The 14284-nt window shown below is 58.5% G+C and carries 15 protein-coding genes; 10 read left to right on the forward strand and 5 right to left on the reverse strand.

The genetic code is table 11. The features are described from left to right. Positions 1–45 precede the first annotated feature (45 nt). From hydA to ACN0TA_RS16135, 7 genes are all read left to right on the forward strand, one after another. Complete coding sequence (gene hydA / locus ACN0TA_RS16105; protein ID WP_417584789.1) at positions 46–1500, forward strand: dihydropyrimidinase; 1455 nt, start codon at positions 46–48, stop codon at positions 1498–1500. A 51-nt stretch (positions 1501–1551) separates the two neighbouring features. Beyond that, positions 1552–2340, forward strand: coding sequence for an ABC transporter ATP-binding protein (locus ACN0TA_RS16110; protein ID WP_417584791.1), 789 nt, complete (start codon positions 1552–1554; stop codon positions 2338–2340). Then, a complete protein-coding gene (locus tag ACN0TA_RS16115; protein ID WP_417584793.1) occupies positions 2330–3211 on the forward strand; it encodes an ABC transporter permease in 882 nt (293 codons plus the stop codon). Before ACN0TA_RS16110 ends, ACN0TA_RS16115 begins: the two co-directional genes overlap by 11 nt. Continuing rightward, positions 3208–4080 (forward strand): ABC transporter permease, encoded by an 873-nt coding sequence (locus tag ACN0TA_RS16120; RefSeq protein ID WP_417584795.1) that lies wholly within the window; start codon positions 3208–3210, stop codon positions 4078–4080. Before ACN0TA_RS16115 ends, ACN0TA_RS16120 begins: the two co-directional genes overlap by 4 nt. A 105-nt stretch (positions 4081–4185) precedes the next feature. Next, on the forward strand, positions 4186–5181 hold the full coding sequence (locus ACN0TA_RS16125; RefSeq protein WP_417584797.1) for an ABC transporter substrate-binding protein: 996 nt from the start codon (positions 4186–4188) through the stop codon (positions 5179–5181). Positions 5182–5433: 252 nt separating this feature from the next. Next, positions 5434–6219, forward strand: coding sequence for a ThuA domain-containing protein (locus tag ACN0TA_RS16130; protein ID WP_417584799.1), 786 nt, complete (start codon positions 5434–5436; stop codon positions 6217–6219). A gap of 48 nt (positions 6220–6267) precedes the next feature. Further along, on the forward strand, positions 6268–7314 hold the full coding sequence (locus tag ACN0TA_RS16135; protein WP_417584801.1) for a Gfo/Idh/MocA family protein: 1047 nt from the start codon (positions 6268–6270) through the stop codon (positions 7312–7314). A 72-nt stretch (positions 7315–7386) separates the two neighbouring features. Here the strand turns inward: ACN0TA_RS16135 and ACN0TA_RS16140 are convergent, their stop codons facing one another. The 3 genes from ACN0TA_RS16140 to ACN0TA_RS16150 form a co-directional block, all read right to left on the reverse strand. Then, positions 7387–9000: a bifunctional metallophosphatase/5'-nucleotidase gene (locus tag ACN0TA_RS16140; RefSeq protein WP_417584803.1), complete on the reverse strand. Its 1614-nt coding sequence runs from the start codon at positions 8998–9000 to the stop codon at positions 7387–7389. 179 nt (positions 9001–9179) lie between these two features. Further along, on the reverse strand, positions 9180–9818 hold the full coding sequence (locus ACN0TA_RS16145; RefSeq protein WP_417584805.1) for an NrsF family protein: 639 nt from the start codon (positions 9816–9818) through the stop codon (positions 9180–9182). After that, positions 9815–10354 carry a sigma-70 family RNA polymerase sigma factor gene (locus tag ACN0TA_RS16150; protein ID WP_417584807.1) on the reverse strand — a complete coding sequence of 180 codons (540 nt, stop codon included), beginning with the start codon at positions 10352–10354 and terminating at the stop codon, positions 9815–9817. Before ACN0TA_RS16150 ends, ACN0TA_RS16145 begins: the two co-directional genes overlap by 4 nt. 172 nt (positions 10355–10526) lie before the next feature. On the opposite strand from ACN0TA_RS16150, the gene ACN0TA_RS16155 reads away from it, so the two are divergent. From ACN0TA_RS16155 to ACN0TA_RS16165, 3 genes are all read left to right on the forward strand, one after another. Beyond that, a complete protein-coding gene (locus ACN0TA_RS16155; protein WP_417584809.1) occupies positions 10527–10871 on the forward strand; it encodes a hypothetical protein in 345 nt (114 codons plus the stop codon). A gap of 73 nt (positions 10872–10944) precedes the next feature. Then, a complete protein-coding gene (locus ACN0TA_RS16160) occupies positions 10945–11784 on the forward strand; it encodes a cytochrome b/b6 domain-containing protein (protein WP_417584811.1) in 840 nt (279 codons plus the stop codon). Then, positions 11781–12569 (forward strand): molybdopterin-dependent oxidoreductase, encoded by a 789-nt coding sequence (locus ACN0TA_RS16165; protein WP_417584813.1) that lies wholly within the window; start codon positions 11781–11783, stop codon positions 12567–12569. The genes ACN0TA_RS16160 and ACN0TA_RS16165 overlap by 4 nt, the downstream gene beginning before the upstream one ends. Positions 12570–12784: 215 nt before the next feature. On the opposite strand, the gene ACN0TA_RS16170 is transcribed toward ACN0TA_RS16165, so the two are convergent. Further along, the gene (locus ACN0TA_RS16170) at positions 12785–13282 is read right to left on the reverse strand and encodes an ureidoglycolate lyase (protein WP_417584825.1); all 498 of its coding nucleotides are present in this window, start codon (positions 13280–13282) and stop codon (positions 12785–12787) included. After that, on the reverse strand, positions 13282–14109 hold the full coding sequence (locus tag ACN0TA_RS16175) for a bifunctional allantoicase/(S)-ureidoglycine aminohydrolase (protein WP_417584815.1): 828 nt from the start codon (positions 14107–14109) through the stop codon (positions 13282–13284). Before ACN0TA_RS16175 ends, ACN0TA_RS16170 begins: the two co-directional genes overlap by 1 nt. Positions 14110–14284 lie beyond the last annotated feature (175 nt).

A 14284-nucleotide genomic window follows, 5' to 3' on the forward strand; every position in this document is an offset into this window, starting at 1 on the left:
CACGGCAAATGCACGCGACTGGCCGATCAGATAAGGGGAATCATCATGAGCACAGTCATCAAGAACGGCACCATCGTCACCGCCGATCTGACCTACACCGCCGATATAAAAATCGAAGGCGAAACCATCGTCGAAATCGGGCCGAACCTTTCCGGTGACACAGTGCTCGATGCTGCCGGATGCTATGTGATGCCAGGCGGCATCGATCCGCATGTGCATCTGGAAATGCCCTTCATGGGCACCTATTCGTCCGACGATTTCGAATCCGGCACCCGCGCTGCGCTGGCGGGCGGGACGACGATGGTTGTCGATTTCTGCCTGCCCAGCCCCGGCCAGTCGCTGTTCGAAGCGCTGCAGCGCTGGGACAACAAGTCGGGCCGCGCCCATTGCGATTATTCCTACCACATGGCGATCACCTGGTGGAGCGAGCAGGTGTTTGATGAGATGGAAACCGTCGTTAAGGAAAAGGGCATCAACACCTTCAAGCACTTCATGGCGTACAAAGGCGCGCTGATGGTGCAGGACGACGAGATGTATGCCTCGTTCCAGCGCTGTGCCGAGCTTGGGGCCATGCCGCTGGTGCATGCCGAAAACGGCGATGTGGTCGCCGATCTGTCCGCCCGACTGCTGGCCGAGGGCAACAACGGGCCCGAAGGCCACGCCTTTTCGCGTCCGCCGCAGGTCGAAGGCGAAGCCACCAACCGGGCGATCATGATTGCCGATATGGCCGGGGTGCCGCTTTATGTCGTCCACACGAGCTGCGAGGAAAGCCATGAGGCGATCCGAAGAGCCCGCCAGCAGGGCAAGCGGGTCTATGGCGAACCGCTGATCCAGCATCTCACCCTCGATGACAGCGAATATTTCGACAAGGACTGGGACCACGCCGCCCGCCGCGTCATGAGCCCGCCGTTTCGCAACAAGGCTCATCAGGATTCGCTGTGGGCCGGGCTGCAATCGGGCTCGCTGCAGGTCGTCGCCACCGATCATTGCGCGTTTACCACAGAGCAGAAGCGCACGGGTGTCGGTGATTTCACCAAAATTCCCAACGGCACGGGTGGGCTCGAAGACCGCATGCCCATGCTGTGGACCTATGGCGTGGCGACGGGCCGGCTGACCATGAACGAGTTCGTCGCCGTCACTTCGACCAACATCGCCAAGATCCTGAACGTCTATCCGAAAAAGGGCGCCATTCTTGTCGGCGCCGATGCCGATATCGTCGTCTGGGACCCGGAAAAGGAAAAGACCATTTCCGCCAAATCCCAGCAATCGGCCATCGATTACAACGTTTTCGAGGGCAAGCAGGTCAAGGGCCTTCCGCGCTATACGCTGACGCGCGGGCGGGTCGCTGTCGATGACGGTGTGATCCAACCCAAGGAGGGGCACGGTCAGTTTGTGCCGCGCGGGCCGTTCCAGGCTGTGAACAAAGCACTTTCGACATGGAAAGAGCTTACCGCGCCGCGCAAGGTGGAACGGAGCGGAATACCGGCATCGGGTGTCTGATACCAAACGGCAAATTTGGAGTCGGGTGCAAATTCAAGGGGAATTTAGAGTTTGGCGAATGGGGCAAGCGTAGTCGAAGCCAAAGGGCTTGGGCTGACATTTGAGACTGCGGATGGGCCGGTACACGCCCTTTCGGATGTCGATTTGACGATTTCCAAGGGCGAGTTCGTATCGTTCATCGGTCCGTCGGGATGTGGCAAGACGACGTTTCTTCGTGTCATAGCCGATCTCGAACAGCCGACATCGGGCACGATCTCCGTCAACGGACACAGCCCCGAGCAGGCGCGCAGGGATCGTTCCTATGGCTATGTTTTCCAGGCCGCGGCGCTCTATCCGTGGCGGACCATCGAACGCAATGTCGGCCTGCCGCTCGAAATTATGGGCTATTCGGCCGCCGAGCAGCAAAAGCGCATTGCGCGCACTATGGAGATGGTCAATCTTTCCGGGTTTGAAAAGAAATTTCCCTGGCAGCTTTCTGGCGGCATGCAGCAACGCGCTTCGATAGCCCGCGCGCTGGCCTTTGATGCCGACCTGTTGTTGATGGACGAGCCGTTCGGGGCGCTTGACGAGATCGTGCGCGATCATCTCAATGAACAGCTTCTCGAGCTTTGGGCCAAGACCAACAAGACCATCTGTTTTGTCACCCACTCGATCCCAGAGGCGGTTTATCTTTCGACCAAGATCGTGGTGATGAGCCCGCGTCCGGGCCGGGTTGCCGATGTGATCGAATCGACGCTCCCCAAAGACCGCCCGCTCGATATCCGCGAGACGCCTGAGTTTCTGGCCATCGCGGCGCGAGTGCGCGAAGGGCTGCGAGCGGGGCATTCCTATGACGAGTAGGGCGCGCGACAGCGTCATTCCGGTCACCGTTGTGGTCTTGGCCATAGTGGTGATCTGGTATGGCGGTGCCATAGCGCTCAACCTGCCATGGCAACAAAGCGTGTATGCGCGCGGTGATGGTGCCACGGTGGGATTGTTGCAGTTTCTCAGCGACATATACTCTCAGCAGCGACCAGTGCTGCCAGCACCGCATCAGGTGGCTGTGGAGTTCTACAATTCGGTCTTCAATGCCAACCCTTCCACCCCGCGCAGCCTGATTTTCCACGCTTGGATCACGCTTTCGGCGACCGGGCTGGGCTTCATCTTCGGCACGCTGCTGGGTATCGGGCTGGCGGTGCTGATCGTCCATAACCGTGCAATGGATCGCTCGCTGATGCCCTGGATCATCGCCAGCCAGACCATTCCTATTCTGGCTATCGCGCCAATGGTTGTGGTCGTGCTCAATTCGGTCGGGCTGACGGGATTGATCCCCAAAGCTCTGATATCAACTTATCTCTCGTTCTTCCCGGTTGTCGTGGGCATGGTCAAAGGCTTCCGCAGTCCCGAGGCGATCCATCTCGATCTGATGCGTACCTATAATGCGTCGGGCAACCAGGTTTTCTGGAAACTACGCTGGCCGGCCGCCATACCGTTTCTCTTCACCTCAATGAAGGTCGGCGTTGCCGCCTCGCTGGTCGGGGCAATCGTTGGCGAATTGCCGACGGGGGCTGCGGGCGGGCTCGGTTCGCGCCTCCTGGCTGGATCCTATTACGGTCAGACAACCCAGATCTGGGCAGCGCTTCTGATGGCCGCGGCGCTTTCTGCTGCGCTGATCTTTACCATCGGCGCCATTCAGTCGCTCACTTCGAAAATGATGGGAGCGCCGGCATGAATGGCTGGATCGTAACGGCACTTGTGGTCTGGCTTGCCGGTTGGGGGATCAATGAGTTTCTCGTCAGGATCACCACGCGCGACAGGGTCGCCGTTAGTGCCATCAATATTGCGGTGCCGGTCATTTTTGGCATTGTGCTGCTTGTCTTTTGGGAAGGGCTAGTGCGGGGCTTGAACGTTCCTGCAGTGCTGCTGCCGCCGCCCTCGGTCATCTGGGAGCGGCTTGTTGCCTCGATCCCCAATCCGATCTGGCCGGACTTTCAGCAGACCTTCTTGAAATCGGTTCTGATCGGTTACGCGATTGGCTGCGGGTCGGCGTTCATCGTTGCTGTGGCCATTGACCGCTCGCCCTTTCTCAAGCGCGGACTTTTGCCTGTTGGCAATTTTGTTTCGGCGCTGCCCTTGGTCGGCATCGCCCCGATAATGGTGATGTGGTTCGGGTTCGATTGGCAGTCGAAAGCCGCAGTCGTTGTTGTGATGACGTTCTTTCCCATGTTGGTGAATACGGTCGCGGGTCTGAACGCTACCGGGCAGATCGAAAAGGATCTCATGCGCACCTATGCGGCCAGCTATTGGCAGACCCTCGCAAAATTGCGCTTGCCCATGGCCTGGCCCTTCATCTTCAATGCGCTCAAGATCAATTCGACGCTGGCCCTGATCGGGGCCATCGTCGCAGAATTTTTCGGTACTCCTGTCGTGGGGATGGGGTTCCGAATATCCGCGGCCATCGGACGGCTTCAAGTCGATATGGTCTGGGCCGAGATCGCAATTGCCGCGCTCGCCGGCTCGCTGTTCTACGGAGTGATCGCGCTTATCGAACGCGCCGTCACCTTCTGGCACCCGTCGGTTCGTGGGGAGCGGGGGCAGTAGAGATCGATCCCCGTCCCTGCGCGGCAAACGCGGGGGCTGGGTAACTATCGGAGGGTTTATGTCCGGCACAACGCCGGGCAGCCATTCAAACGCAAGGGGAACATCATGAAAGCTGTTAAAATCGCGACCCTGGCTGGCGTGCTTCTGGCTTCAGCCAGTCCGGCGCTCGCTCAGGATTTGTATCCGCTCACCTTCCAGCTCAAATGGGTCAACCAGGGGCAGTTCGCCGGCTACCTGGTGGCCAAGGACATGGGATATTACGAAGACGCGGGGCTCGACGTTACCATCAATCCTGGCGGCCCCGATATTGCTCCCGAGCAAGTGATTGCCGGTGGCGGTGCAGATGTCATTACCACGTGGATGGCCGCTGGTCTTGCAGCCCGCGAGCGCGGCGTGCCGCTGGTCAATATAGCACAGCCCTTCGCCACGACGGCTCTGGAAATGGTCTGTTCGGAAGGAAGTGGAGTTCAAACCACCGAAGACTTCCCAGGCAAGACGCTTGGAGTCTGGTTCTTCGGCAATGAATATCCGTTCTATGCGTGGATGGCCCAGCTCGGGCTTGCCACCGATGGCGGTGACGAGGGTGTGGAAGTTTTGCGGCAGGCCTTCTCTGCAGACCCGCTGCTCCAGAACCAGGCGGACTGCATTTCGGTCATGCGCTACAACGAGTACAAGCAGGTACTCGATGCAGGCATTCCCGAGGATAGCCTGACACTGTTCAACTTCGCAGACGAAGGTGTGGGGATGCTTGAAGACGGTCTCTATGTCATGGAAGATCGTCTTGAAGACCCCGAGTTCGTTGATGCAATGGCGGCGTTCGTCGAAGCCTCGATGGCCGGTTGGGCCTATGCCAAGGAAAATCCCGAAGCCGCGGCAGAGATCGTCATCAACAATGATATGAGCGGCGCCCTGACGCTTGAAAGCCAAATCTATCAGGTCGATGAGGCGGCTGCTCTGGTGGGGGACACACCGGCGCTCGATGTCGATGCTTATGAGCAGACTGTCGCAACGCTGCTTTCGGCCGTTTCCCCGGACAATCCGGCGATCACCGCGGAACCAGAAGGCGCGTACACGACTGTCGTTACGGACGCAATCGAATAGAAGGCCGATGTGAACCCAATGGAAAGAGGCGGAACCTTCCGCCTCTTTTTTTATTCGCCTGTTGCATTTAGCCTCTCCAAATCGGGCTGCAAACACGATAGAGCGAGAGCGAGACTGGGGTTGTGTCGGGACGCAATTGCACGGCACACTTTGAGTGAAATGGCGCAAGAAGTATCCGAGACGCGGTACTGGCGCGCATGGATTTCCAAAACGTTTTGGCTCGATGCAGGGCCGCGACAGGAGTAAGGGACAATGACGATCAAGGCGCTCGTCTGGGGCGAGAATGTGCATGAGCAAAAGAGCGATGTGGTTGCCGAACTCTATCCGGAAGGGATGCACGCCCAGATTGCCAAGTTGCTGGCAGAGGATGCAGGCATTGAGGTCGATACCGTCGTGTTGCAGGATCCTGAGCACGGGCTGACCGAACAAGTGCTTGCCGACACCGACGTGCTGTTGTGGTGGGGACACGCAGCGCATGGCGATGTAGAGGACGAAATCGTCGAACGCGTCGCCCGTCGTGTCTGGGAAGGGATGGGGCTGATCTTGTTGCACTCGGCGCATTTTTCGAAAATCTTCAAGCGCCTTATGGGGACGCCCTGCGCGTTGAAATGGCGTGAAGCCGGTGAGCGCGAACGGCTTTGGGTGGTCAATCCGCGCCATCCGATTGCCGAAGGTCTCGACGAATATTTCGAACTCGAGAACGAGGAAATGTATGGCGAACCGTTCTCGGTTCCCGAGCCGCTTGAAACGGTTTTCATTTCCTGGTTCCAGGGGGGTGAAGTGTTCCGATCAGGACTGACCTATCGACGCGGCGCTGGGAACATCTTTTATTTCCGGCCTGGACACGAAACCTATCCCACCTATCACGATGCAACAGTGGGTAAGGTTTTACGCAACGCCGTCAATTGGGCTCATAACCCTCAGGCGCGGTACACCGACGTTCACGATGCGCCCAATGTTCCGGTGGAAAAGGCTTTGGAGCCAATCGAGGAGCGCGGTGGCAAACTGCACAAGGCTGGCGAGGCGGGGTACCGTTAGGGCCTCGATCTCCACTCCAATCCATTAAACAATTCCCGGGAGCGCAGTATGCGTCTTGTGATCCTTGGCACAGGCAATATGGCCTCCAGCCATGCAGCGCATTTTGGCGCCATTGAGGGCGTCGACATCGTAGGAGCCGTCGACCTGGATGTCGAGCGCGCGCAGCGCTTTGCACAGAGCTACGATATTCCGCGCACATTTGCTTCGCTCGATGAGGCCCTCGATTGGGGCGAGTTCGACTCGGTAGCCAATGTGACCCCGGACCGGTTTCACTTCGAGACGTCGATGAAGGTGATCGCCGCGGGCAAACACGTGTTTTGTGAAAAGCCCCTGGCCACGCAATATGGCCATGCCCAAGCCATGGCCGATGCGGCCGAGGCGGCAGGACTGGTCAATATGGTCAACCTCACCTACCGCAATGTCGCCGAGCTGCAGAAATTCCGGCAATTGGTCGAGGCTGGTACCATCGGTGAGATAAAGCATGTTGAGGCAAGCTATCTGCAAAGCTGGCTGGTCTCGAAAGCTTGGGGTGACTGGCGCACCGACCCGACCTGGCTGTGGCGGCTTTCGACTGCGCACGGTTCGAACGGCACGCTGGGCGATATCGGCATACACATTCTTGATTTCGCGGCATTCGGTATCAATGCCCCCATTGCCTCAATGTTCTGCCGCCTGAAAGCTTTCGACAAGGAATCGGGCGGACGGATCGGGGACTATGTGCTTGACACCAATGACAGTTTTACCATGAGCCTTGAATTCGGTTCGGGCGCGCTCGGTGTCGTGCATGCGACCCGCTGGGCCTCGGGCTATCTCAACACGTTGCGTTTACGGGCTTACGGCGAAAAGGGGGGGCTCGAAGTCCAGCATGGCATGGACGGGTCGTCACTGCAGATGTGTGCCGGCGAGGATGCGGAAATTGCTCACTGGCGCGACGTGCCCGTAGAGCCTGTGCCCACGAACTACCACCGCTTCGTGGAGGCTGTGCATTCCGGCGTGAACGGCGATCCCAGCTTCCGTTATGCTGCCGATATGCAAAAGGTTCTCGATCTGGGGTTTGTGTCAGAGGATAAGCGCCAGGAAATTGCTATCGGCTGAGCAATCGGGCTGCCAAACGTGAAAAGGGCGCGTCCTCTGACGCGCCCTTTTCAGTTTCAGCCGTGGCCGGGACTACTCGATGATTGTGATACGGCCATCGGTGTAGGGCGTATATTCGCCACCCTGCACTGCGATGTAATTGGCCAGGACCTGCTCGAGTGGCGGGCCAAAATCGTAGGGGTTGTCGCCTTCGGCAAAGGTGCCGTACCCGTCTCCACCGCCACGCATGTAATTGTTGGTCGCGATGATATAGGTGCCTTCCTCGTCGATCGGCACCCATTCCCCGCCGTCATCGACCATCACGTCGCTGATGCGTTCGCCAACGGGGTTGGCAAGCGTGTAGGCATACTGAAGCCCGGCGACCTGCGGGAAACGGCCGGCGCCGTTCTCGATGTCGGAGACGCCGTTTTCGAGCGCGTCGATCACGTCTGCGCCGGAGATCTGCACGGTGGCGAGCGTGTTGGAGAAGGGCAGCACGGTCAGCACTTCGCCCATGGTGATTTCGCCTTCGTCGATCGAGGCACGCAGACCGCCGCCGTTCTGGATGGCAATGGTCACGCCCTGAGCCGATGTTGCATCGAGCATGGCGTCGGCGACGAGGTTGCCCATCGTGCATTCCTCGAGGCGACACACTTCACGGCTGCCGTCGATTGGGGCCGTGGTCGTGCCGATGACTTCGGCCATCAGCTCCTGGAGAGGCTCTTCAAGTTCTGCCAGGCGCGTGACATATTCCGCGTAGGGCTCGATCGAGGCGTCGATGAGGATCGGATCGCCCTCGGCCGAGATCACATTGCCTTCGGCATCGAAGGTGACCTTGAGGTCGCCGACATATTTTCCGTAGGAATAGGCGGTAACGACGGGCACTTCATTGCCGTCTACACCATTGATCATCGTCGGATAGCCGCCGGCGGCGCCTTCTTCGGTGTTGGAGAGCAGCGTGTGCGAGTGGCCGCCCACGACGATGTCAACGCCAGGAACGTTGGATGCGATTTCCTGATCCTGCGCAAAGCCCACATGAGTCAGAGCGATGATCTTGTTGATGCCTTCGGCCGTCAGGGCTTCTGCCTGGGCGGTGAGGCTGTCGATAACGTCCTCGAACTCGACGTTGTCGCCCGGTGAGGAGGTTTCGTCGGTGTCTTCGGCCAGGGCCGAAATAAAGCCGATCTGTTCGCCGCCGATTTCAAGCACATGGGTGCCGGGCAGGCGGCCTTCGAGCAGCGGCTCGTTTTCCACATTGGTGTTGCCCGAGATCAGCGGGTACTCGATGGCGTCGAGCAGCGCGGCCAACTCTTCCGGTCCGTCGTCGAATTCGTGATTGCCCACGGCCATCAGGTCAATGCCGAGGCCGTTGGAGAATTCTGCGACGATCTCACTGCGGTACTGGGTGTAGAACAACGAACCCTGAAACCAGTCGCCGGCGTCGAGAAGAACGACGTTTTCGCCTTCGAGTTCGGCGCGCTTGTTGTCGATCACGGTCTTGACGCGGGCGATGCCACCGAAGCACTCACCGGCGGCGTCGGTTTCCGCATCGCAGTTCGAATCCGAACTGGTGATCGGGCCGAAACGCGAATGGAAATCGTTAAGGTGCAGAATGTTGAGCGTGAAATCGCCTTCCTGCGCGCTGATAGGGCCAGTTAGCCCCACTGTCAGCGCCAGCGCGGTGGCGCCGAGCAACAGATGTTTCATGTTCCCTTGTTCCCTTTGTCATCGAGACGCTTGCGACGCCTCTATTCCATGCATTTGCGACGGCTGTGTTACAGCAGCGCCAATATGCACTTGGGAGCAAAGTCAAACACAGTTGTTCTGGGAGGGAAAGCGTAAATTTGACCGGGTGGTCAATTTATGACGTCTTTGTCACAGTATCCCTACCAGCGCAGGACTACCCGGCCGATCAGCGCGCCCGAAAGGGCAACCGCACCCACGCCCACAGAATACCAGAGCGCCAGAAACAGCAGCCCAACTTCCCCGCAGTGAAGAGAATAGACTGCAGCGCCGGCGCCACCGGACGCAAGTCCAGCTGCCAACCCGGCGAGGGTAGGATTGGCCGGAGCCATTCGCCGCATCGCCGCCATGGTGATCGCCATAACCGGCGCCGAGAAAGCGATAATCAGGATGGGACAGATCAACGCCGTTGCGCCGAACATCAAGATGGGCTTTGCGGCTTCGGGTGCACTCGCCCACTGCAAAAGCCCGCCGGCCAAGGTGATCAGGAACACGCCGCCCACTGCCCATAGTCCGGGCCATTTGCCGGTGTCCGGGCGCGCAAGCGCTATCGCTGCGATAAGGCCCAGCAGGGCAAGCACGACGGTGTAGCCGAGCTTGATCCAGAATGTGGCGTTAGCCAGCGCATTGACGATGTCGGGACGAAGGCCGATCGAAGGCACCATGAGAATGGCCGCAAGTATTACGCCTACGGCCAATGCGCCAACAAGCAACCAACGCAATGCGCCGCGCCGGGTTGGGCGCAGATCGTCGACAAGATTGTCGATCAGATCAGAGTTCATCGCTTGTCTCCCGAAAAACGCGCCATAAGGGATTTCAAGCCCCGATGGATGGCAAGCTTGGCTGCCCCTTCGCTCATGCCTTGGGTGGAAGCCGCTTCTGCGATCGAAGATCCCTCGACCTTAACCTTGCGGATCAGTGTCGAGGTGCGTTCGGGCAGTGTGCCCAAAACCTTGTCAAGGTCATGGGCCGCCATCAGACTTCCCGGGTTGGTCCCGTCGGCGAAATCGTCGCCGAGTGGCTCTGTAGGACGTATGGCATGGCGACGTAAATGGTCGATCAGCTTGTATTGAGCAATGGCGTGTAACCAGGCTGTGAACGGCCGGGCTACGTCATAGGTCAGACGTTTAGTGTGCACGGCCAAAAGTGTCTCCTGAACTAAATCTTCGACATGAGCTTTTTGGGACGGCGCAAGCCGACGGCCAAAATAGATGCGCAGATAATGGGTCAATTCAACGAGAAGCTGCCGATAGGCCGGCCGGTCGCCATCGAGCGACAAAAGAACCAGCGCGCGGAGCCGCGTTTCAAGTGAATCCATATGCATCAGGCTCCTATTCGTCCCCGGCTGGCCGAACGTTACAGCGCGCATGTGAATTAATCGAGTTGTATACACGATTTCGTGAGGACGTAACCTCAGTTGAACCCAACTCGAATGGTGAGCACGTACCGTATCAATAAGCTGCGGTCGCAACCCTTTTGGAGAAACAACAATGTTGAACAAGACAATATTTGCAGCCGCCGTTTTTACACTGGCTCTGCCAATCGCTGCGGGGTACGCCCAGGATACGATGGCGAGCGACGCGATGGCCGACGACAGCATGGCAAGCGACGCGATGATGTCCGATGACGATCTTGCGCTCTGCATCGAGCAAGCCCAGGCCATCAGCTTTGCTGAAGTCGCCGCGACGGCTGAACACGCGTGTCACACTGTCCACAATGGCGGTCAGATGGGGTCGGATGCCATGGCTGGAGACGCTATGGCTGGAGACGCCATGGCTGGAGACGCCATGGCAGGCGACGGTATGGAAGGCGACGCTATGGCGCCCAAGCCATAAGACTGTTCTAATATTGCTTCGCCCCGAACGGCTGGTGCCATGGGGCGGAGCGTGTACGAAAAGGGAGAGCGACATGGCCTCAGCGCCAAACCTGGAAAAGACATCGAGCCAGGTCATTAAGCGCCAGTCGATCTGGACACGGCTCACCCACTGGGTATGGGTTATCTGTCTGTTCTTTCTGTTGTTTACCGGACTGCAGATCTTCAACGCGCACCCCAGTCTTTACATCGGGCAGCAATCGGGGTTCGAATTTTCGAATTCGATCTTTTCGATGGGCGCCATCCGCAATCCCGATGGTTCGATCTCAGGCATCACGACCATTTTCGGGCATCAGTTCGATACGACCGGGGTGTTCGGGTATTCCGGTCCCGAGGGGCAAGAGCGCGTGCGCGGATTTCCGGCCTGGGCAACTATTCCCTCGTATCAGGATCTGGGCACCGGCCGTGTGGTTCATTTCTTTTTTGGCTGGTTACTGGTCGCTACGATGTTTGTCTGGTTTGTCGCCAGCCTCGTCAATGGGCACTTGCGGCGTGACATCATCCCGACCGGCAAGGATATCAAGTCGCTTCCATCGGACGTGGCAGCGCATGCACGGCTCAAGTTTCATCATACGCGGCACTACAACGTGCTGCAAAAACTCAGCTATGGCGTTGTGCTGCTGATCCTGTTTCCGCTCATCGTTCTCACGGGATTGTCCATGTCGCCCGGCATGAACGCGGCTTGGCCATGGCTGATCGAAGTGTTTGGCGGGCGTCAGACGGCGCGGACCATCCATTTCATTACAATGGCGTTGCTGATTGGCTTTTTCATCGTTCACATCGTGATGGTGCTGGCGGCCGGCCCAATCAATACCATGCGCTCGATGATAACCGGAAAGTACCGGATCGATGCCGAGACGGAGGTAGAAAAATGAAGCGCTTTTCAATGCAGCGGCGAAAGTTCTTAACGGCGTCGGCGGCAGGCGTGGCCGGGGTGACGCTGGCCGGTTGCGATCAGTTTGACTCCCTTTTGCGGCCCAATCACCCGGTGCGCAATGCGCTCGCGTCCGCCAACGACCTTACACTTGCCGCTCAAAGGCTGCTCTTGGGTGATGAGGTGCTGGCCAAGGAATTTTCCGAAAGCGAAATTCGCCAGGGGATGCGGCCAAACGGTACGACAGACCCTCAAGAGCCGGATTACGTGGCGCTGCGGGACAATGAGTTTGCCGACTACCAGCTCGTCGTTGACGGGCTGGTCGAAACCCCGCAGTCTTATTCTCTCGACCAATTGCGCAATATGCCATCTCGGACACAGGTCACACGGCACGATTGCGTCGAGGGTTGGAGCTGCATAGCGAAATGGACCGGGGTGCCGCTCTCGCTTATTCTCGATGAGGTCGTGCCAACGGCCAATGCGCGCTATTGCGTCTTTCATTGCTATGACAATTATGGAGGCGGGCTGTCCGCGTCGCCTTACTATGAAAGTGTTGCGCTGATCGATGCGCGCCATCCTCAAACCATCCTCGCCTATGGCATGAACGATGCAGCTTTGCCGGTGCGCAATGGTGCGCCAGTGCGCGTGCGGATCGAGCGCCAGCTTGGATACAAGATGGCAAAGTATCTACGTCGTATCGAGCTGGTCGATGATTTCAGTACATTGCACCGCGGCAAGGGCAGCTATTGGGCCGATCACGGTTATGATTGGTATGCTGGGATCTAGAGCTTTCCGGGGAATTTTCGGATGTTCCCGGACTTGGGGGGCTGGTTGCTGCGCGGGTCCAGGTGCCAAGTGTAAGCCGGTCGGCTGAGCCGTTTGGGGCGCTGCTCCTCATCGTTGGCTTGCCCATCCAGCGGCCTGCAGACTTTGCGTTGGAGGCACTGCGTCACATCTCGATACCGGAAAGGTCGGGCAAAGCTGTGCGTTGGAGAGCTGTGTTACGGTTGGGAAAGTGCGACGGTAAAAGGCATATCAAAGACATGCTCTTGCAGATTGTCTCCATCGCCGCCCCGGTCCACCACCAGAAAATCGCCCTCCGCGTCCAATGTGGTCAAAACACCGTGCCACACATTGCGCCCGATATTGATGCCGACCCCCGGTTCGGTGAGAAACGCAAGCGGCGTCCCTGGTGCGCCATCCTCATCGGGTGCGACGATCACCAGGAACGGGCGCTGATGCAGTGGCATAAAAGCTTGGGAGCCGAGCGGATGGCGTTCGACTAGGGGCAAGGTTAAAGGCACCTCATAGGGTTGCCCGCGGAAAATTGAGATCAGTGTCCGCCCGTTCTCACCGCCGATTTCCACATTTGCCAGGTCGTGGAAGCGTTCGGTCATGCCGTTGTTGATGGGATAGTGCTGCGCGCCCACTGTGCTCAGAACTTGCCCGAACGGAGCGAACGCCTCCTTGGTCAGCGGCGCTGCGATGATCGTTTTCATCATGGACGGCCCAGTTTCATGTGCCGATTGACGTCCTTGTAGAGCAGATAGCGGAACGGGGCGGGGCCGCCTGCATAACAGGCCTGCGGGCAGAAAGCGCGCAGCCACATGTAGTCGCCGGCTTCAACCTCTACCCAGTCCTGGTTAAGGCGATAAACTGCCTTGCCTTCAAGCACGTAAAGTCCATGTTCCATAACGTGAGTTTCGGCAAAGGGGATTGTCGCGCCAGGCTGCAAGGTCACAATATTCACATGCATGTCATGGCGCAGATCGGTGGGATCGACAAATCGCGTCGTTGCCCATTTGCCGTCTGTGCCGGGCATGGCAATAGGATCAACCTGCTGATCGGAGGAAACAAAGGCTGGCGGCGTATCAAGGCCCTCTACTTTGTCGTATGTCTTGCGCACCCAATGGAAGCGGGCCGGTTCGGTTCCGGTGCTGCGCAATGTCCATGCGGTTGCTGGCGGAATGTAGGCATAGCCCCCAGCCGCCAAAGTGTAAGTGGTCTCGGCGATCGAGAGCGAGATTTCGCCAGCGGTGACGAACAGCACGGCTTGAGCCAGTTCATCGGGCTCAGGTTTGTCGCTGCCTCCGCCCGGTGCCACTTCCATTATGTATTGCGAGAAAGTTTCGGCAAAACCGGAAAGCGGGCGCGAAATCACCCAAAGCCGTGTCTTGTCCCAAAAGGGGAGCGCGCTCGTCACGATATCGCGCATGACCCCGTGCGGGATTACCGCATAGGCATCGGTAAACACCGCACGATCGGTAAGGAGCTGGGTCTGGGGCGGATGTCCGCCGGGGGCGGAGGCGTAGCTGCGGTCGGTCATCTGAAACGCTTGTTGGTCAATCTCGACAGCCAGACTGACAGCGCTCGGCCCAGTTTGGCAATAAGGCGCGCTGATAAACTTATCCCCGCGGTCCAAATCGCCCCCATACTCTCTCTCACGAACCCGCTTTTATGGACGCAAGCGCAACGAACGTTTGGGCGGGTTTGGTTCGGGT

This window comes from Pelagibacterium sp., assembly GCF_048264985.1.
Taxonomy (GTDB): domain Bacteria; phylum Pseudomonadota; class Alphaproteobacteria; order Rhizobiales; family Devosiaceae; genus Pelagibacterium.